Raw genomic sequence first — 18,367 nt, forward strand, 5'->3', positions numbered from 1 at the left:
CCGCGCGGCGCGGAACGCACCGTTCCTGCAGTGATTCTCCCGAACCGCCGCAGCCCCGCCGATCTAAGATTCGCCCACACTCTACAGTGGGGCGGATTCGACCCGGAAGGGGAACGAAGCGTGGCCTTTGACGATGTCGGCATAATCACTCGTTAACGACACACAGAAGACACAGTTCGAATCGGCATCGAGTGCTTGACAAACGAGAAGGCCCGGCGCAGCGCGCCGGGCCTCCAGGATTCCTGCCGAACTGGCCGCGTGCCGGGACCGGACGGCGCGCCGCTCGGCCCGCGATCGGGGCCGTGCGCGCCGCCCGGAACGCCGGGCTCAGTAGCGGTAGTGCTCGGACTTGAAGGGGCCGTTCTCGGCGACGCCGATATAGGCCGCCTGATCGGGGCGGAGCTTCGAGAGCTTCACGCCGATCTTCTCCAGGTGCAGGGCCGCCACCTTCTCGTCGAGCGTCTTCGGCAGGGTGTAGACCTGCTTCTGGTACTTGCCCGGGTTGGACCACAGCTCGATCTGGGCCAGCGTCTGGTTGGTGAACGAGGCCGACATCACGAAGGACGGGTGACCGGTGGCGTTGCCGAGGTTCACCAGGCGCCCCTCCGACAGGAGGATGATGCGGTGGCCGTCCGCGAAGGTGATCTCGTCCACCTGCGGCTTGATGTTCGACCACTTGAGGTTCTTCAGGCCGGCGACCTGGATCTCATTGTCGAAGTGGCCGATGTTGCAGACGATGGCGCGGTCCTTCATCGCCCGCATGTGCTCGATGGTGATGATGTCCTTGTTGCCCGTGGCGGTGACGAAGATGTCGGCGCGCGGGGCCGCATCCTCCATGGTCACGACCTCGTAGCCCTCCATGGCGGCCTGAAGCGCGCAGATCGGGTCGATCTCCGACACGAGCACGCGGCAGCCGGCGTTGCGCAGGGAGGCGGCCGAGCCCTTGCCCACGTCGCCGAAGCCCGCGACCATGGCCACCTTGCCGGCCATCATCACGTCGGTGCCGCGACGGATGCCGTCGACCAGCGACTCCTTGCAGCCGTAGAGGTTGTCGAACTTCGACTTGGTGACCGAGTCGTTCACGTTGATCGCCGGGAAGAGCAGCTTGCCTTCCTTGGCGAGCACATAGAGGCGATGCACGCCCGTGGTGGTCTCCTCGGAGACGCCCTTGATGCTGTCGGCGAGGCCCGCGAACCAGCCCTTCGGCTTCTCGGCGAGCTTCCGCTTGAGGAGCGCGAAGAAGACCTCCTCCTCCTCGCTCTCCGGCTTGTCGAGGAAGGCGGTATCGCCGTTCTCGGCGCGCAGGCCGAGATGGACGAACATGGTCGCGTCGCCGCCGTCATCGAGGATCATGTTCGGCATGCCGCCGTCATGCCAGTCGAACAGGCGCGAGGTGTAGTCCCAGTACTCCTCCAGGGTCTCGCCCTTGACGGCGAAGACCGGGATGCCGGCGGCGGCGATCGCGGCGGCGGCGTGATCCTGGGTCGAGTAGATGTTGCAGGAGACCCAGCGGATGTCGGCGCCGAGCGCCTTCAGGGTCTCGATCAGCACGGCGGTCTGGATCGTCATGTGGAGCGAGCCGGCGATCTTCGCGCCCTTCAGGGGCTGCGCCGCGCCGTACTCCTCGCGGACCGCCATCAGGCCCGGCATCTCCGTCTCGGCGATCGAGATTTCCTTCCGGCCGTAATCGGCCAGCCCGATATCCTTGACGATGTAATCCTTGGCCATGAGTCGATGGCTCCGTGTTCGCGTTGCGGGTCGGGGCAATCCCCTACCATCCCGCGACCTACGAAGCAATCAAGACATAAAGATGTCTTTATGCGTTCTGATCAGCGGGGCGGCCACGCGTGTGCCCGCCCCGCTCCGGATCAGGGTCGATGCGGCCGCTCAGCGGCTCGGCCGCGCCAGCCATCCGAGGCCGAAAGCCACGGCGGCCACGAGGGCGAGGGTCGCGCCGCGATTCTCGTCCGCACGCGCCGCGAGGCTGCGGCCGTGGTGCACCGCGCGATCGCGGTAGTGATGACCGCGTTCGATCGCCTCGTCGGCCAGGGCGTGCCCGCGATCGCTGACCTCACGGAACCGGGCGCGCCCCTCCTCGACGAGGTGCTCGCCCCCGTGGCGCAGGTCGCGCACCGTGTCCCGGGCCTCGCCGTAGGCGTACTGAGCGGCGCCGGCCGCCTGATCGTAAGCGCCCTCGAACTGGTCGCCGGCCCGGCCGCGAACCGCGCCCGCGGCCGTCTTGACCCGACCGCGCAGATGGCGGACGCCGCCTTCGAGATGATCCCTGTTCATGCTGTCTCTCCGATCGGGCGCGCCCAAAGGGGGCGCGTCGCCTGTGTCGGGGCGGAACGACGGCGGACGGCTCCGGTTCCCCGCCGCGGGGCGGAGCGGCTTCAAGTTTCCGTGCTTCGGCGCACGCACGCCGGAAGCAGGTCCGGATCGGCGCGGAGCACAGGACGGCGGTCGCGCCAATCCCCGGGGCCCGATCGGTGGATATCGACGGGCCGCCGGTCCGTCGATCTCTCGGTACGACTCGGCCTCTGCTGCCGCGCGTCGCGCCGGTGACTGTCCGGGCGGCGGGAATGTCTCGGGCGCCGGGCTAGATCTCGATCTCGGTGCCGACCTCCACGACCTGCCGGGTCGGCACGCCGAAGAACGCGCCGGTGCGCTCGGCATTGCGCTGCATGAAGGCGAACAGGTTCTCCCGCCAGGGCGCCATGCCCCGCTTGTCGTTCCGCGGGATGATCGTCTCGTGTCCGACGAAGATGGTCATGTCGTCGAGGATGTGCGGCGGCAGATGGCGGGATTCGACCGCGCATGCGAGGCCTTCCGGGATCGAGGCCTCCTCCATGAAGCCGTAGCGCAGGATCACCCGGTAGAAGTCCGGCGCCAGGATCGTCACATGGGCGCGCTGATCCCGTGGGACGGTGGGCGTCTCCTCATAAAGCGCCGTGATGATCAGGATCCGCTCCATCAGGGCGCGGTTGCGCTCCACGAAGCGCGAGAGGTGCAGCGGGATCCCGTGCTCCGCGGCCGAGAGGAACGCGGCCGTGCCCGGCAGGCGCAGAAGATCGCGGTGCTGGAGGCCGGTCAGGAATACGTCTTCCGGCAGGCGCAGGGCGGCCCGCGCCTCCTCGACCAGCTCGTTGCCCTTCTTCCAGGTCAGCATCATCAGGGCGACGAGACCAGCGAGCACGAGGGGAAACCAGCCGCCCTCGAACAGCTTCACGCTGTTGGCGGCGAAGAACACGGCGTCGAGGGCGAGGAAGGCGCCGTTGACCGCGAAGACCAGGATCGGATTGTAGCCCCAGCGCAGCGCGATGAGCGCGGCGAGCAGCGTGGTGATGCCCATCAGCATCGACACCGCGATCCCGTAGGCCCCGGCGAGGGCGTCGGAGGAGCCGAACACCACCACCGCCGTGAGGGTCGCTGCGGCCAGCAGCCAGTTCACCGCCGGCACGTAGATCTGGCCGCGCTCCTCGTGCGCCGTCTGCACGATGCGCATCGCCGGCAGGAAGCCGAGCTGGATCGATTGCTGGGTCAGCGAGAACACGCCCGAGATGATCGCCTGCGAGGCGATGATGGTCGCCATCGTGGCCAGGGCGACCAGCGGCAGGTGTCCCCAATCCGGGCAGAGGCGGAAGAACGGGTTCTCGAGGGCGTCGGGCGCGGCGATCAGCAGGGCGCCCTGGCCGAAGTAATTGAGCATGAGCGCCGGGAGCACCAGCGCGAACCATGCGATGCGGATCGGCAGGGCGCCGAAATGGCCGAGATCGGCATACATCGCCTCGCCGCCGGTCACCGCCAGGAAGGCCGCGCCCAGCATCAGGAAGCTGACATGCCAGCCGGCATGGACGAGGAAGTCCACCGCCCGCAACGGGTTGGCTGCCGCCAGGATCTCGGGCTTGGCGATGATGCCGGCGATCCCGAGCAGCCCCAGCACCAGGAACCAGACGAGCATCACGGGCCCGAACACGCGGCCGATGGCGGCCACGCCCTTGTGCTGGACCAGGAACAGCCCGACCAGGATGACGAGCGTGATCGGCACCACGTACGGGCCGAGCGCCGGCGCATCGACCTTCACGCCCTCGATCGCCGAGAGGACCGAGATCGCCGGGGTGATCGCGCCGTCGCCGTAGAGCAGCGCCGCCCCCACCAGACCGACCACCAGAAGCAGCGCCTTCCCCGTGCCCGGCCGGGCCTGCCGGGCGCCGAGCAGCGCCAGCATGGCGACGATGCCGCCCTCGCCGCGGTTGTCGGCGCGCAGGATCAGCACCGCGTATTTCAGCGACACGATCAGGATCAGCGACCACAGGATCAGCGACACCGCCCCCGTGGCCGCCGCCGGCACCGACGCCCCGCCGGCGGTCGCCGCCTTCACGGCCTCCTTGAACGCGTAGAGCGGGCTCGTGCCGATGTCGCCATACACGACGCCCAGCGCGCCCAGGACGAGGGCGGGTCGGAGCCGGCCGCGCGCCGCATCCGCGTCGGTCGTGCCGGTCTCGGGCCGGGTCTTCGCCGCCGGGGCAAGGGTCTGGCTCAATGCAGGATTCCCCGAGGGCTACCCGGTCTCGACATCCGGACATCGCGTTCCGGCGCCGGGTGTGATGCCGCAACGATAAAGCTAGCGGCTGCGGCCGCGCCGTCCAGCAACGGACACCGGCCGCGATCAGATCAGGCCGGCCAGATCCTCCGGGCAGGTCTCGCCGCGGCGCAGGCAGAACACGGGGGCGCCGGCATGCCGGGCGATCGCGGCGGCGACGGTCGCGGCGGGGGCCGGTGCACCCGGGCTCTCGCTGACCGCCACGGCGCGCAACGGCACATCGTGGAGGCGCAGGGTCTCGCAGGCGGTGAGCGCGTGGCTGATCGCCCCGAGATAGCTCCCGGAGACGAGCAGCGCCGGCACGCCGAGCGCCCGGAGCCAGTCGAGGCCGGTGGCAACCGCGGTGACCGGACTCATGAGGCCGCCGACGCCCTCGATGAGCAGCGTGCCCTCCGTGCGGGCGATCTCTGCGCGGCACCAACCGACGAGGTCGGTGAGGTCCAGGGACCGCCCCTCCAGCACGGCCGCCTGATCGGGCGATAGCGGCGCCGAGAACCGCCAGGGCGAGCAGGACTCCACGGCCTCCGCGTCGAGGGCGATGCCTTGCGCGTCTAGGAGCCGGGCCGTGTCGCTCTCGATGAAGCCGGGATCGCCGAGGGACGGGACGCCGCTCGCGAGCGGCTTCACGGTCCGGACCGCCCGGCCCTGCGCCCGCAGGCGGCGGGTCAGGGCGGCGGTGACGTAGGTCTTGCCGATCTCGGTTCCGGCCCCGGCGATGAAGAGCGCCCGCGCGGGCATCCCGGCCTCAGGCCTGGAGGCTGCCGTGGCAGTGCTTGTATTTCTTGCCCGAACCGCAGGGGCAGGGCTCGTTGCGGCCGACGCGGCCCCAGGTGCTCGCGTCGTTCGGGTCGCGCTCCAGCACGGCCCCGTCCGCCGCCAGGCCTTGCGCCGCGTAGCCGTAGGCCGGCCCCCCGCCGCCGTCGCTGCCCGAGCCGAAGCCGGCATGGTCCATCTCGTTCTCGCCGGTGACCGGGTCGAGATGCTGGGCGAACATCGGCGGCAGTTCCGGAGGCGCCGTCGGGAATTCACCCTCCTGCTGTTCCTGGAACATGATCTCCACCCGCGACAGCTGGGCGGTCACCTGCTCGCGGAGGGCGGTCACGAGACCGCCGAATAGATCGAAGGCCTCGGACTTGTATTCGTTGAGCGGGTCGCGCTGGGCGAAGCCGCGCCAGCCGATCACCTGCCGGAGGTGGTCCAGGGTCACGAGGTGCTCGCGCCACAGGTGGTCCAGGGTCTGGAGCAGGACCTGCTTCTCGATATAGGCGGTGACCTCGGCGCCGTTCTTCTCGGTCCGCTCGGCATAGGCGGTCTCGGCGGCCTTCATCAGCCGCTCGCGCATCTCCTCGTCGGCGATGCCCTCTTCCTTGGCCCAGTCCTCGACCGGCACGTCGAGATTCAGGATCTCCTTCACCTGCTCGCGCAGGCCGGCGACGTCCCACTGCTCGGCATAGGCGTTTTCCGGGATGTGGCGGGCGACGAGGTCGTCGATCACGCCCTCACGCATCTCGTCCACGGTCTCGCGGACGCTCTCCTGCCCCATGAAGTCGCGGCGCTGCTCGAAGACGACCTTGCGCTGGTCGTTCATGACGTTGTCGTACTTGAGCACGTTCTTGCGCATGTCGAAGTTGCGCGCCTCGACCTTCTGCTGCGCCTTCTCGATGGCCTTGTTGATCCAGGGGTGGATGATCGCCTCGCCCTGCTCCAGGCCGAGCTTCTGCAGCATCCCGTCCATGCGGTCGGAGCCGAAGATGCGCATCAGGTCGTCCTGAAGCGACAGGTAGAACTTCGAGCGGCCGGGATCGCCCTGGCGGCCGGAGCGGCCGCGGAGCTGGTTGTCGATGCGCCGCGACTCGTGGCGCTCGGTGCCGATGATGTAGAGGCCGCCCGGCAGGTCCTTCTTGCGCCCTGCCGCGGGATCGGCCGGCTCGCCCGAGGCCAGAACCTTGGCGCGGTTCTCGGCGATCTCGGCCTTGATCGCCTCGATGGCGGACGCGCGTTCCGGACCGTCCGCGAGGTGGCCCAGCTCCTTCTCGATGCGCATCTCGAGATTGCCGCCGAGTTTGATGTCGGTGCCACGGCCCGCCATGTTGGTGGCGATGGTGATCGCGCCGGGGACACCCGCCTCGGCCACGATGTAGGCTTCCTGCTCGTGGAAGCGGGCATTCAACACGGCAAACCGCTTGGTCACCCGGCCCTCACGGGCGGCGGCGTAGACGTCGGTGAGCGCGTTCGGGTCGGAATAGTCGAGCAGGGTGTAGCCGGCCTTCTTGAGCATCTCGGCGAGGTGCTCCGACTTCTCGATCGAGCCGGTGCCGACCAGGATCGGCTGGTGGCGGGTATGCGCCTTGTCGATCTCGGCGATGATGCCTTCGTACTTCTCGGCGACGGTGCGGTAGACCTCGTCGTCCTCGTCGACGCGCTCGACCTCCTTGTTGGTCGGGATGTCGACCACGTCGAGCTTGTAGATCTCGGCGAACTCGTCGGCCTCGGTGGAGGCGGTGCCGGTCATGCCGGCGAGCTTCTTGTACAGACGGAAGTAGTTCTGGAAGGTGATCGAGGCCAGCGTCTGGTTCTCGGGCTGGATCGTGACCCGCTCCTTCGCCTCCAGCGCCTGATGCAGGCCCTCCGAGTAGCGCCGGCCCTGCATCATGCGGCCGGTGAACTCGTCGATGATCACCACCTCGTCGTTCTTGACGATGTAGTCCTTGTCGCGGGTGAACAGCGTGTGGGCGCGCAGGGCCTGGTTCACGTGGTGGACCAGCGTGACGTTGTGGGCGTCGTAGAGGTCGCCCTCCTTGAGGAGGCCCGCCTCCCGCATCGCCTCCTCGATGAACTCGTTCCCCTCCTCGGTGAGCGAGACGGTGCGCTGCTTCTCGTCGAGGTCGTAGAACTCCTTGCGCAGGCGCGGCATCAGCGCGTCCACCGCCACGTAGAGTTCCGAACGGTCGTCCACCGGGCCCGAGATGATCAGCGGCGTCCGCGCCTCGTCGATCAGGATCGAATCCACCTCGTCGACGATCGCGAAATTATGGCCCCGCTGCGCCAGCTGGGACATCTCGTACTTCATGTTGTCGCGCAGGTAGTCGAACCCGTACTCGTTGTTGGTGCCGTAGGTGATGTCGCAGGCATACGCCTCCTTGCGCTGCGCATCGTCGAGCCCGTGCACGATGGTGCCGACGCTGAGGCCCAGGAATCGGTAGACCTGCCCCATCCACTCGGCATCGCGCGAGGCGAGGTAGTCGTTCACCGTGACGACGTGGACGCCCTTGCCTTCCAGGGCGTTCAGGTAAACCGGAAGCGTCGCCACCAGGGTCTTGCCCTCGCCGGTCTTCATCTCGGCGATGCCGCCCTCGTGGAGCACCATGCCGCCGATGAGCTGCACGTCGAAGTGGCGCTGGCCGAAGACGCGCTTGGCCGCCTCGCGCACCGTGGCGAAGGCCGGTACGAGGATGTCGTCGAGGCTCTTGCCGTTGGCGAGTTCCGCCTTCAGCATATCGGTGCGGGCGCGCAGGGCCTCGTCGGAGAGGGCCTGGATCTCCGGTTCCAGCGCATTGATCTGTGCCACGCGCGGGCGATAGCCCTTGACGCGGCGGTCGTTCGAGGAGCCGAAAATCTTCTTGGCGAAGGAGCCGAGCATCGTTGACCTGCGGACGCGCGAGCCCGCACACGGGTGAGCGTGGCGGGCCGGCCTGGACGGAGTTGGCCGGGCTTATAGAGGTAAACATCGCCCGGCGCACCTGGAAGGGGCAGCCCTCAACGCATGCCGGTACGGTCACGGTTCCGGCACCGGTGAAATGGCCGCGCTTGCCTTCTCGCCCGACGCGGCCCACCTGTGCCGCGGCCTGCCGCCCGGCCGATCCGGTGCGGCGCCAAGACGTGAGCCGAGGACTTCGCCCGTATGCCGAACACCGCCCTTCTCCGGCGCGCCAGCGCGCTCGCCGTCATGATCGCGATGCCGGGACTGGCGCTGGCCCAGGCCCCCCAGAAGGCTCCGACACCGGCGGCTAACACACCGGCCGCTAACACGCCGGCCGCCGCGCCGAGCGCGGATTCGGTCGTGGCGAGCGTGAACGGCAAGCCGATCACGCAGGGCGACCTCGCCATCGCGGCGGACGATCCCGCCCTGTCGCTGCCGGGCGTCGACGAGGCGCAGAAGAAGAACCTGCTCGTCGACTACATGGTCGATCTCCGCGTCGGTGCGCAGGCCGCCGAGTCCGCCAAGATCGGCGACACGCCGGAATTCAAGCGCAAGCTCGCCTATTTCCGCGACAAGCTGCTTCTCGACGACTACCTGGAGCAGGAGGCCAAGCGCGCGGTCACGCCTGAGGCGGAGCACGCGATCTACGACCAGACCGTCAAGCTGATGAAGCCCGAGGAGGAGGTGCACGCGCGCCACATCCTCGTGGACAACGAGGCCGAGGCCAAGAAGATCGCCGCGCGCATCAAGGGCGGCGAGGATTTCGCCAAGGTCGCCGCCGAGGCCTCCAAGGATCCGGGCTCGAAGACCGAGGGCGGCGATCTCGGCTGGTTCACGAAGGAACGGATGGTCCCGGATTTCGCCAACGCCGCGTTCGCGATGAAGCCCGGACAGGTCTCCGACCCGATCAAGACCCAGTTCGGCTGGCACGTGATCAAGGTGGAGGAGAAGCGGACGAAGCCGCAGCCGACCTTCGACGAGCTGAAAGAGCAGATCGACCAGCACCTGATCCGCAAGGCGCAGCAGGACATGATCCTGAAGCTCCGCTCGGAGGCCAAGATCGAGCGCACCGACGCGCCGCCGGCCGCTCAGCCGGAGTCGGAGCCGAAGAAGCCGTAAGCCGGATGCGACAGAGGGCCGGGCCGGGTTCTGATTCGGTCCAGCCCTCTGAAGAGATGATGGGTCGGTCCGCGCGGCACCGGGCCCGCAGCGAAACGGTCGTCCGGCTCTACGGACCGGAAAAGCCGCCATAGTTTCGACCGCCCGGAAACGATCCGTGTGACGGCACGCTTCCGGGCGTCGCGCTGTCCTAGAGCGGCGCTGTCCTGGGTCACGTCGCTCGGCCTGTGACGGCGATGCGGGGCCCGCCCGACGTGGGGCGAGGTTCCGGCTGGGTCACGCCCCAGCCGGGCCTCAATACGGCCGGTCAGGGACGAGGTAGCTGGATTGTGCCGGGGCCGGCTGTGGCGTGAGCCCGAGGGCCGCGAGTTCGGCGCTCCGGCGCCCCTCGGCGATCCTGTCGAGCACCGCGATCAGGAGCCACGGACACGCGATGCCGATGAAGAACGCCATGAGATCCTCCCGTGCCGAACCGATGCGCCCGTTCAGCTTAGGAAAATAATAGGGGGGCCGGGCCGCGCCGCAAGCGGCAACCCGGCGCCGATCTCAGACCCAGCCCTGAAGCTCGCGGCGTACCACGTGCTCGATCACCCGCATGCCGAGGTCGCTGTCGTTCAGGCAGGGAATGTAGGCGAAGCGCTCGCCGCCATTCTCTTCGAAGTAATGGCGGTTCTCGCCGTCGAGCTCTTCGAGGGTTTCGAGGCAGTCCGCCGTGAAGCCCGGGGCGACGATCGCCATCCGCTTCACGCCCGACTTCGCGAGGTCCATAACCGTCTCGTCGGTGTAAGGCTTCAGCCATTCCTCGTTGCCGAAGCGCGACTGGAAGGTCACGCGCATCTTGTCCGGCGACAGGCCCAGGGCCTCGCGGATCAGCCGCCCGGTCTTGTGGCACTGGCAATGGTAGGGGTCGCCCTTGAGCAGGTAGCTCCGCGGCACCCCGTGGAACGAGGTGAGGATCACCTCCGGTTCGAAATCGAGCTTCGCGAGGCCCTCGCGGATCGAATCGGCCATGGCGGCGATGTAGACCGGGTCGTCGTGATAGGGCGGCGAGACGCGCACCGTGGGCTGCCAGCGCATGTCCATCAGCGCCCGGAAGGCCTGATCGCAGGCGGTGGCCGAGGTCGCCGCCGCGTATTGCGGATAGAGCGGGACCAGGAGGATGCGGTCGCAGCCCTGGTCGAGGAGCGCCTGGATCCGCCCGGCGACCTCGGGCTTGCCGTAGCGCATCGCCCAGTCGACCACCACGGACTCGCCCATGGCGGCCTGGAGGCGCTCGCTCTGGCCGCGGGTGATGGTCTTCAACGGCCCCTCGTTCAGGGCGTTGTTCCACACGCTGGCATAGTCGCGGCCCTTCGGCCCGGGGCGCTTCGTCAGGATGATGAGGTTGAGGAGCGGCCACCAGATCAGCCGCGGCACCTCGATCACGCGCCGGTCCGACAGGAATTCCTTGAGGTACCGGCGCATCGGCCAGTAGGACGTGCCCTCAGGCGTCCCGAGATTCATCAGGAGCACGCCCACGCGACCCCAGGCCACCTTCGGGTGATCCGCCGGCAGGGTGTCGGCCGCGGGCTTGAGCGGTGCGAGGGGCCGGCCATTCGCCAGCGCGGCGGGTTCGACGCGTTCGTTCATGGCAGCGTTCCGGCGCCGCGCGCCGAGATCCTTCTTCTGGTTTCCGATACCCGGCCGCCGGCGCGGACGCCTGAACCTGGCCGGGGGCTCAATTCCCCGTGGGGTGTGCTTCCATGTAGGGTGCGAAGCCGCCCGGCGAAGACCGGACGCCACATGCCGCACCGCGATATGCGGCACGCTCGACCCATGTCCCTAAACACGCGGGGCCTCGGGCCGCAACCGCTGCCCGGATGACGGCGCCCGGCTGCCCGCTATCTCGGCCCCGATCCGACCCGCGAGAGACCATGACCGATACGCCTGTGGCCGATGCCCTCGAAGCCTTCCGCGCCTCCGGCTCGTCCTGGCTGACGCTGCCGTTCTTCGCCGATGGTCAGGCCGACGCCGTGGCGGCCCGTGTCGACGGACGAATCGCCGCGGGGGCCCAGGTGCTGCCGGCGCCGGACCGGATCTTCCGCGCCTTGAGGGAGACGCCGCTGCAGGACGTCAAGGCGGTGATTCTCGGACAGGATCCCTACCCGACCCCGGGCGACGCCAACGGTCTCGCCTTCTCGTTCGTTGGGGCGGGGCGCCTGCCCGCGTCGTTGCGGGTGATCCTGGCGGAGGCCGGATCCGACCGCGCCGCCGGCGGCGACCTGACGCCCTGGGCACGGCAGGGCGTCTTCCTGCTCAACAGCGCCCTCACCGTCGAGGCCGGCAAGGCCGGAGCGCATCTGCGCTATGGCTGGGCCGCACTCACCGACGAGGCGGTGCGCGCCGTCTCGGACCGCCCGGAGCCGGCGGTGTTCCTGCTCTGGGGCGCGCAGGCGCGGGCCAGGGCCGCGCTGATCGACGCGGACCGCCACGGCGTGTTCGAGAGCGGTCACCCCTCCCCGCTCAACCGCGCCCGGGACTTCCCCGGTTCCGACCCGTTCGGCCGGGCCAACCGCTGGCTCGCCGCGCAGGGGCGCCGCCCGATCGACTGGCGCCTCGGCTGACGCCGTCGCCGATCTCTATTGCGGCTTGGCGGGTTCGGCCGGCTCCGCAGGCGTCTTGGTCGGGGCGCCCGGCTCCTGGCCCGCCGGCAGGAGCACGTTCTTGGCCACCGTGCCCTCTGGCCCGTACTCGCCAGCGACGGCGAGACAGGCTTGGTCGCGGTTCTGCGCCATCTGGTTCGACATCAGCGTGAACATGGTTTGCACACGGTTGCCGAACGGCCCCCGCGGCTGAACGTCGGCGATCTGAACATTCTGCTTCGCCAAGAGGGCCTCGAATTGCGCGCTGCCGATCCGGTAGCCGCAGACATTGGAGGCGGCGAAGATGTAGGAGGCGAATTCCAGGGCGCGCGGCGACGGCGCGTTGCGGATCTGCGCCTGTGCCGGCAATGCCGTCAGCGCGGCGGCGGCGAGGAGGGCGATCCGGGTCGTGGTCGGGCGCATGCGCGGTGGTTTCCTCGATCGAGCGGGGCCTCTTGCGGGCCACGTCTGGCACCGGGACATAGGCCGGTCCGGTGCGCACGCCAATGCGACGGAATTTGTCGGCAATCCGCGCATCTACTTTCACGGCCTGTTGGCCATAGGGGCAGTCCCTGACCGGCACGCCGACGAAAACGGCGTCGTTTTTCGGTGGAACGCCGGCGCGTGAGAGAGTGTTAACCTGCTCGCGTCACGCCAGAGCCTGCAATTTGTCCAGATTCAGGCGGTCCGCATCGCATGTACGGCGTCCATCCTCCTGCGGCATTCCTTCCAGTCCCGGCGCGGGACGCCGACCGGCGCGTCCGGACAGGCGATGCGGGAGGGGCCAACGCGGATCGTCGCGTGGCACCGTCCGGACCCGCCGCCGCGATCTGCCCGCACCGATTTTCCCGCTGGGCCTGGAGCGAGGGCCTGCGCGCCGGTCAGACCGTGGCGCTTCTGGTGCAGGATCTCGGTCAGGCCGAGGCCATGCGGCTCGGCCTCGTCCGTCTCGGCCTGCGCGTGGTTTGCCTGGACTGCGCCGGCCGCGGCCAGGCCCTCGCCGATAGCCTGTCCCAGTCGGATGCCGCGCTGGTCGTCGTCGATACAAACTTCGCCGATGTCTATGCCGGGCTGATGGGTCGGCTCGCCAGCTATCCCGCCGTCTGGTGGAACGGCCCGGGCGCCGACTACGCCAGCCTCGACCTCGCCCTCGCCGAGCAGGCCTGACGGGCAGCCCACCCGGTCCGGGACCGGTGCCCGAGCACCGCGCGCCGCCGGGTTGGTTCGAGGACGGCCGACGGCACGGCTCGCCGCGCCGGCATCGCGGAGCCGGAGCCGGCGTGCTAACCTCGCTTGACGAGATCGGCCCCGTGCCAGGGAGGCCGGCACCGGGAGACGCCGCGATGACCTCAGCCACGGCCCACGCCGCGACAGCTCCGGAAGCGCCGGTACTGCTGCGCAGCGACGCCGACGGGGTCGCGACCCTGACGCTCAACCGGCCCCAGGCGCGCAACGCCCTGTCGATGGCCCTCATGGGCGCCCTCCAGGATCAGCTCGACGCCATCCGGGAGGATCCGGCGGTCCGGGTCGTGATTCTCGAGGGTGCGGGCCCCGCCTTCTGCGCCGGGCACGATCTCAAGGAGATGCGGACCGATCCCTCCCGCGCGGCGACAGAGGCGGTGTTCCGCACCTGCGCCCGGCTGATGCTGAGCCTGACGCGCCTGCCGCAGCCGGTGATCGCCCGGGTTCACGGGATCGCCACCGCCGCCGGCTGCCAGCTCGTCGCCACCTGCGACCTCGCCGTCTGCACCGAGACGGCCCGTTTCGCCACGCCGGGGGTGCAGATCGGCCTGTTCTGCTCGACCCCGATGGTCGCCCTGTCGCGCGCCGTCTCGCGCAAGGCCGCGCTGGAGATGCTTCTGGTGGGCGAGCCGATCGACGCCGCGGAGGCCCTGCGGATCGGCCTCGTCAACCGGGTGGTCCCGGAGGCGGAACTCGACGCGGCGGTCGGCGCCCTGGCGACGCGGATCGCCGGGAAGGCCCGGCGTGTCCTGGCGATCGGCAAGGAGGCGTTCGGTCGCCAGCTCGAGATGGGTCTCGAGGACGCCTACGGCTACGCCGCCGAGGTGATGACGCGGAACATGATGATGGCCGACGCCCAGGAGGGCATCGACGCCTTCCTGGGCAAGAGGCCGCCGCGCTGGGAGCCGTGAGGCCGTGAGATCGCGCGCGGTGGCGCGATACGACGCAGGCCGGTCGGCGCCGCGCTTATAGGTAACGACGCGCCCTGCCCTAGGTGGTTCGGCACACCCGATCCTGTCGGATGCGGCGCCGCAACGCGGAACGGCTGATGAGCACCATCGACCTGTTCGGACTGACGCTGGCCTTCTACGGGGCGATGCCGCCGCCGCGACCGCCGCGGCCGGATCGCAACGGCGCGACCTGGGCCGCCGCCGTGATCTTCGGGGGCATCTGCCTCGCCACGATCGGTCCCATGATCACCATCTGGAGCTTCCACCGGCCCTACGCCGAAGCCAAGGCGCGCTGCATCGCCTCGGGCGGGCGGGTCCTGTATGGGGCGCTGGACGGCAGCGGCCCCTATCGCTGCGAGCGGCCCGCCGGGACCGCCGCCATTGCGCATCCGGCCAAGCCGGCGGATTAATCCCGCCCGCCGCACGGGCCTTGGGCCAATCCGGTGCCTCCCGACGCGAACCCGGATACCGAGACCTTGGAAAACGCGCTCTTCCGCTGGGTTCAGTCGACCGCATTGATGCGGGCGGACGTCGAGGCCTTGATCGGCGTCGCGCTGGCGATCGGCGTCACCCTGCATGCCCTGCTGCGCAAGCGCCGGGTGAGCGTGGCGGTCGGCTGGATTGGTCTCGCGTGGCTGTCGCCGATCTTCGGGACCGCCCTGTACCTGACTTTCGGCATCAACCGGGTCTCGCGCCGCGCCCGGCGGCTGCGGACCAAGCCCTCCGATGCGACGCAGCTGCCCGACACCGACGACGCCGTGGTGCCGGAGACGCTCTGGCCCCTCGACCGGGCGATCCGGCGGATTACCAGCCTGCCGGCCTTCGCGGGCAATGCGGTGGAGATGTTCCGAAACGGCGACGCGGCCTATCCGGTGATGCTGGCGGCGATCCGCGAGGCGCAGGCCAGCATCGGCCTGTCGAGCTACATCTTCCGGGACGATGCCACCGGCCGCGAATTCTGCGACGCCCTCGTCGAGGCACAGAACCGCGGCGTGAAGGTGCGCGTCATCATCGACGGGATCGGCGGCGGCTACTTCCGGACGCCCGTCTACCGCCGGCTGACGGCGGCCGGGGTGCCGGTGGCCCTGTTCATGCACTCGGCCCTTCCCTGGCGGATGCCGTTCCTCAACCTGCGCTCCCACAAGAAGCTGCTGATCCTCGACGGGCGCATCGCCTTCACGGGCGGTCTCAACATCTCGCACGCGAATCGCGTCGCGCTGAAGCCCGAGCATCCGATCCGGGACACGCATTTCCGTATGACCGGGCCCGTGGTCGAGCAACTCGCCGCCGCCTTCGCGGCGGATTGGGCCTTCGTGGACGGCGAGATCCTCGACGGCGAACCGTGGTTCGTCGATCTCGAGCCGTGCGGGCCCAGCGTCGCCCGGGCCGTCACCTCCGGCCCGGATGCGGACGTCGAGAAGATCGAGCAGGTCATCCTTCAGACGCTCGCCTGCGCGCGCCGGAAGGTCCGGTTCGTAACGCCTTACTTCCTGCCCGACGAACTGGTGACCGGCGCTCTGGCGCAGGCCGCGATGCGGGGCATCACCGTCGACGTGATCATCCCGCGGGTCAGCGACCATCCGTTCATCGACTGGGCGACCCGGGCGCATCTCGAGCCGCTGCTGCGGGCCGGGGTGCAGGTGTGGCTCGACGAGCCGCCCTTCGACCATTCCAAGGCGATGGTGGTTGACGACATCTGGTGCTTCGTCGGCAGCGCCAACTGGGACATGCGCAGCTTCCGGCTCAACTTCGAGCTGAACGTCGAGATCATCGACGCGGATTGCGCGGCCGCGCTCGACCGGTTCATGCGCGGCAAGATGGAGACGCAGCTCAGGCGGGAGGATCTCGCCGCGCGCGGCCTGCCGGTCCGTTTGCGCGACGCAGGCGTGCGACTGCTGCTGCCATACCTTTGAAGCGTCCCGGGGCATGCGCCTCGGGGGCCGGGCCGAGATGGACGATGATCGGCCGGTGATCGGAGGGCCCCCGCGGCAGCACCGCATGGGCGTGGCAGACGAGGCCGCGGGCGAGGCAGCGGTCGAGCCGCAGGGGCAGCACCTCGACCATCGCGTGCGTCGACTGACGCGGTCCGACGTCGCGAAAACCCGGGATCATCGCGGGGCCGACGATGTTGTAATCGCCGAGAACCGCGGCCCGGGGCGGCAGCTCGCTGACGATGCGGCGCAGCTGGCGGCGGTTGAGCATCTGCCCATGCGACAGGTGGACGTTGGCCACGCCGAACTCGCCGAGGTCCAGGATCTGGCAGACCCGGTGCACCAGCGCCCCCGAGGGCAGCGCGATGACCCGGGGCGGCGCCGGCCAGGGCCTGGGGCTCCACATGGCCAGCCCGTGGATCCGGCCCGGCAGGGGTGCCCAGGCGTAGTGGCCGCCGATCCGGTCCAGCAGGAAGCCGATGGCCCGGGTCGCCTCCTGCATCAGCAGCAGGTCGGGCTTCTCCTGGGCGACGAGGGCGGCCACGTCGTCAACCGCCGCGCCGGTGCGCCGCAGCAGGTTCCAGCTCACGATCTTGAAGGGCTGATGCGGCCGATCGGCGGGGTAAATCGGCAGTGCGTGCGACGATGCGGCGGTGAGGCGGGCCGGGCGTGCAGCAGGATTCATCGGGCCGGTCTCGTACCTCATCGCGCGGCTCTCCCGTCACCGCCACGCTCTAACGCGCCCGGGGCCGGGACGTTCGACCGGATTCGCACCGACGCCGCGGAAGGGCCCGATCGACGAGCAACAGAGGCCGTCCCCGGCGACGTGCCCCACAGCTCGTCGCATGCCGCCGCTTGAGGCGACCCCTGTCGGCGGCCTAAGAGCCCGCATTGTGATGCCGACGGCTGCGCGCGATCGCGCCCCGGCTCGCCACCGATCCCTCCTGGAGACCGATGACTGCGTTCAGCTTCATCCACGCGGCGGATCTGCATCTCGGCAGCCCGCTCTCGGGCCTCGCCACGCGTGACGCGGATCTCGCCCGGCGCCTCGCCTCGGCCGGGCGGCAGGCCTTCGAGGACCTGGTGAGCCAAGCGATCGAGCGGTCGGTCGCCTTCGTGGTGGTGGCCGGCGACGTCTACGACGGCGACTGGGCCGACACCACGATCGGCCTGTTCTTCGCCCGGCAGGTGGCGCGCCTCGACCGTGCCGGCATCCCGACGATCCTCGTGCGCGGCAACCACGACGCCGAGAGCGTCATCACGCGCTCGATCACGCTGCCGGACTCCGTGCATGTCTTCCCGGCGGCCCGCGCCGGCACCCTGCGCCTCGACGCGCTGCGGGTCGCGATCCACGGCCGCAGCTTCCAGGGTCGGGCCGTCGAAGAGAACCTGTCGCTCACCTACCCGGCGGCCGTGCCGGGCTGGTTCAATCTCGGGGTCCTGCACACCTCCTGCACCGGCCACGCCGCCCACGAAACCTATGCCCCCTGCTCGGTCGCCGACCTCGCGGCCCGGGGCTACGAGTACTGGGCGCTCGGCCACATCCACGAATACGCGGAGCTGTCCCGGGATCCCTGGATCGTGTTCCCCGGCAATCTCCAGGGCCGGAGCGTGCGCGAGTGCGGCGAGAAGGGGGCGGTCGTGGTGGACGTCGCCGACGGGCGGGTGACGGGCGTCAGCCGCCTGCCCCTCGATCGGGCCCGGTTCGAGCGGATCGCGGTCGACCTCGCGGCGGCGGCCGACCCGCGCGGCGCCGTGGAGGCCGTCGAGGCGGCCCTGAGGCCGCTCGCCGCCGTCGCGGCCCGCCGGCTGCTCCTGGTCCGCGTCCACCTCGTCGGCACCACCCGCGCCCACGACGCCCTGGCGGCCGACCGGGAGACCCTGACGGCCGAGATCCAGGCGGCCGCGCACCGGCTGCACGAAGATATCTGGCTGGAGCGCCTGAAGATCGAGACGTGCCGCCCGCGCGCCGCGGTGGAGCCCTCCGGCGCCGCCATCGACCCCGCCGCGCTGATGGCCGAACTCGACCGCGACCCCGATTTCCGCACAAGGGCCAAGGCGGCCCTGGCCGAGATCGGTGGCCGGATCCCGGTGACCGCCGCAGCGGAAGCCGACTTCGACGCGGAATTCGACGCCCTCTGTGCCGAGGCGGAGGCGCTGGTCCTCGGGCGCCTCGGCGGCCGGCACTGCTGAGGCGATCG

The 18,367-nt window shown here is 69.8% G+C and carries 16 protein-coding genes; 7 read left to right on the forward strand and 9 right to left on the reverse strand.

Annotated features, from left to right (window positions below; genetic code table 11):
• Positions 1–327: 327 nt before the first annotated feature.
• From ahcY to secA, 5 genes are all read right to left on the reverse strand, one after another.
• On the reverse strand, positions 328–1,728 hold the full coding sequence (gene ahcY / locus PQI07_RS34915) for an adenosylhomocysteinase (protein WP_043353165.1): 1,401 nt from the start codon (positions 1,726–1,728) through the stop codon (positions 328–330).
• Positions 1,729–1,887: 159 nt separating this feature from the next.
• Complete coding sequence (locus PQI07_RS34920; protein ID WP_043353166.1) at positions 1,888–2,292, reverse strand: hypothetical protein; 405 nt, start codon at positions 2,290–2,292, stop codon at positions 1,888–1,890.
• Positions 2,293–2,599: 307 nt separating this feature from the next.
• Entirely contained in the window at positions 2,600–4,543 is a 1,944-nt protein-coding gene (locus PQI07_RS34925; protein WP_274929116.1) for a potassium transporter Kup, read from the reverse strand.
• A 126-nt stretch (positions 4,544–4,669) separates the two neighbouring features.
• Complete coding sequence (gene bioD, locus PQI07_RS34930; RefSeq protein ID WP_043755838.1) at positions 4,670–5,341, reverse strand: dethiobiotin synthase; 672 nt, start codon at positions 5,339–5,341, stop codon at positions 4,670–4,672.
• A gap of 7 nt (positions 5,342–5,348) precedes the next feature.
• On the reverse strand, positions 5,349–8,243 hold the full coding sequence (gene secA / locus PQI07_RS34935) for a preprotein translocase subunit SecA (protein ID WP_053609938.1): 2,895 nt from the start codon (positions 8,241–8,243) through the stop codon (positions 5,349–5,351).
• 261 nt (positions 8,244–8,504) lie between these two features.
• On the opposite strand from secA, the gene PQI07_RS34940 reads away from it, so the two are divergent.
• Positions 8,505–9,422 (forward strand): peptidylprolyl isomerase, encoded by a 918-nt coding sequence (locus PQI07_RS34940; protein WP_043353171.1) that lies wholly within the window; start codon positions 8,505–8,507, stop codon positions 9,420–9,422.
• Positions 9,423–9,716: 294 nt separating this feature from the next.
• Here PQI07_RS34940 and PQI07_RS34945 read toward each other — a convergent pair whose 3' ends face one another.
• Entirely contained in the window at positions 9,717–9,875 is a 159-nt protein-coding gene (locus PQI07_RS34945) for a hypothetical protein (protein WP_164706403.1), read from the reverse strand.
• A 93-nt stretch (positions 9,876–9,968) separates the two neighbouring features.
• Positions 9,969–11,051, reverse strand: coding sequence for a ferrochelatase (gene hemH / locus PQI07_RS34950; RefSeq protein WP_043353172.1), 1,083 nt, complete (start codon positions 11,049–11,051; stop codon positions 9,969–9,971).
• Between the two features lie 284 nt (positions 11,052–11,335).
• Between hemH and PQI07_RS34955 the strand changes: the two genes are divergently transcribed.
• Positions 11,336–12,025, forward strand: coding sequence for a uracil-DNA glycosylase (locus PQI07_RS34955; protein WP_179698280.1), 690 nt, complete (start codon positions 11,336–11,338; stop codon positions 12,023–12,025).
• Positions 12,026–12,040: 15 nt separating this feature from the next.
• Here the strand turns inward: PQI07_RS34955 and PQI07_RS34960 are convergent, their stop codons facing one another.
• Positions 12,041–12,466 (reverse strand): hypothetical protein, encoded by a 426-nt coding sequence (locus PQI07_RS34960; RefSeq protein WP_043353176.1) that lies wholly within the window; start codon positions 12,464–12,466, stop codon positions 12,041–12,043.
• Positions 12,467–12,844: 378 nt separating this feature from the next.
• Between PQI07_RS34960 and PQI07_RS34965 the strand changes: the two genes are divergently transcribed.
• From PQI07_RS34965 to PQI07_RS34980, 4 genes are all read left to right on the forward strand, one after another.
• A complete protein-coding gene (locus PQI07_RS34965; protein ID WP_274929117.1) occupies positions 12,845–13,210 on the forward strand; it encodes an AMP-dependent synthetase in 366 nt (121 codons plus the stop codon).
• 176 nt (positions 13,211–13,386) lie between these two features.
• A complete protein-coding gene (locus tag PQI07_RS34970) occupies positions 13,387–14,196 on the forward strand; it encodes an enoyl-CoA hydratase (RefSeq protein WP_274929118.1) in 810 nt (269 codons plus the stop codon).
• 137 nt (positions 14,197–14,333) lie between these two features.
• Positions 14,334–14,645 carry a hypothetical protein gene (locus PQI07_RS34975; protein ID WP_043356346.1) on the forward strand — a complete coding sequence of 104 codons (312 nt, stop codon included), beginning with the start codon at positions 14,334–14,336 and terminating at the stop codon, positions 14,643–14,645.
• A 66-nt stretch (positions 14,646–14,711) separates the two neighbouring features.
• Positions 14,712–16,148, forward strand: coding sequence for a phospholipase D-like domain-containing protein (locus PQI07_RS34980; RefSeq protein WP_043755835.1), 1,437 nt, complete (start codon positions 14,712–14,714; stop codon positions 16,146–16,148).
• Here PQI07_RS34980 and PQI07_RS34985 read toward each other — a convergent pair.
• Positions 16,066–16,851, reverse strand: coding sequence for an endonuclease/exonuclease/phosphatase family protein (locus PQI07_RS34985; protein WP_236952974.1), 786 nt, complete (start codon positions 16,849–16,851; stop codon positions 16,066–16,068). The genes PQI07_RS34980 and PQI07_RS34985 overlap by 83 nt on opposite strands.
• Positions 16,852–17,120: 269 nt before the next feature.
• Between PQI07_RS34985 and PQI07_RS34990 the strand changes: the two genes are divergently transcribed.
• Entirely contained in the window at positions 17,121–18,359 is a 1,239-nt protein-coding gene (locus PQI07_RS34990) for a metallophosphoesterase family protein (RefSeq protein WP_274929119.1), read from the forward strand.
• Positions 18,360–18,367 lie beyond the last annotated feature (8 nt).

Origin of the sequence: Methylobacterium sp. 092160098-2, from assembly GCF_028920805.1 — a bacterium.
GTDB classification, from domain to species: Bacteria; Pseudomonadota; Alphaproteobacteria; order Rhizobiales; family Beijerinckiaceae; genus Methylobacterium; species Methylobacterium fujisawaense.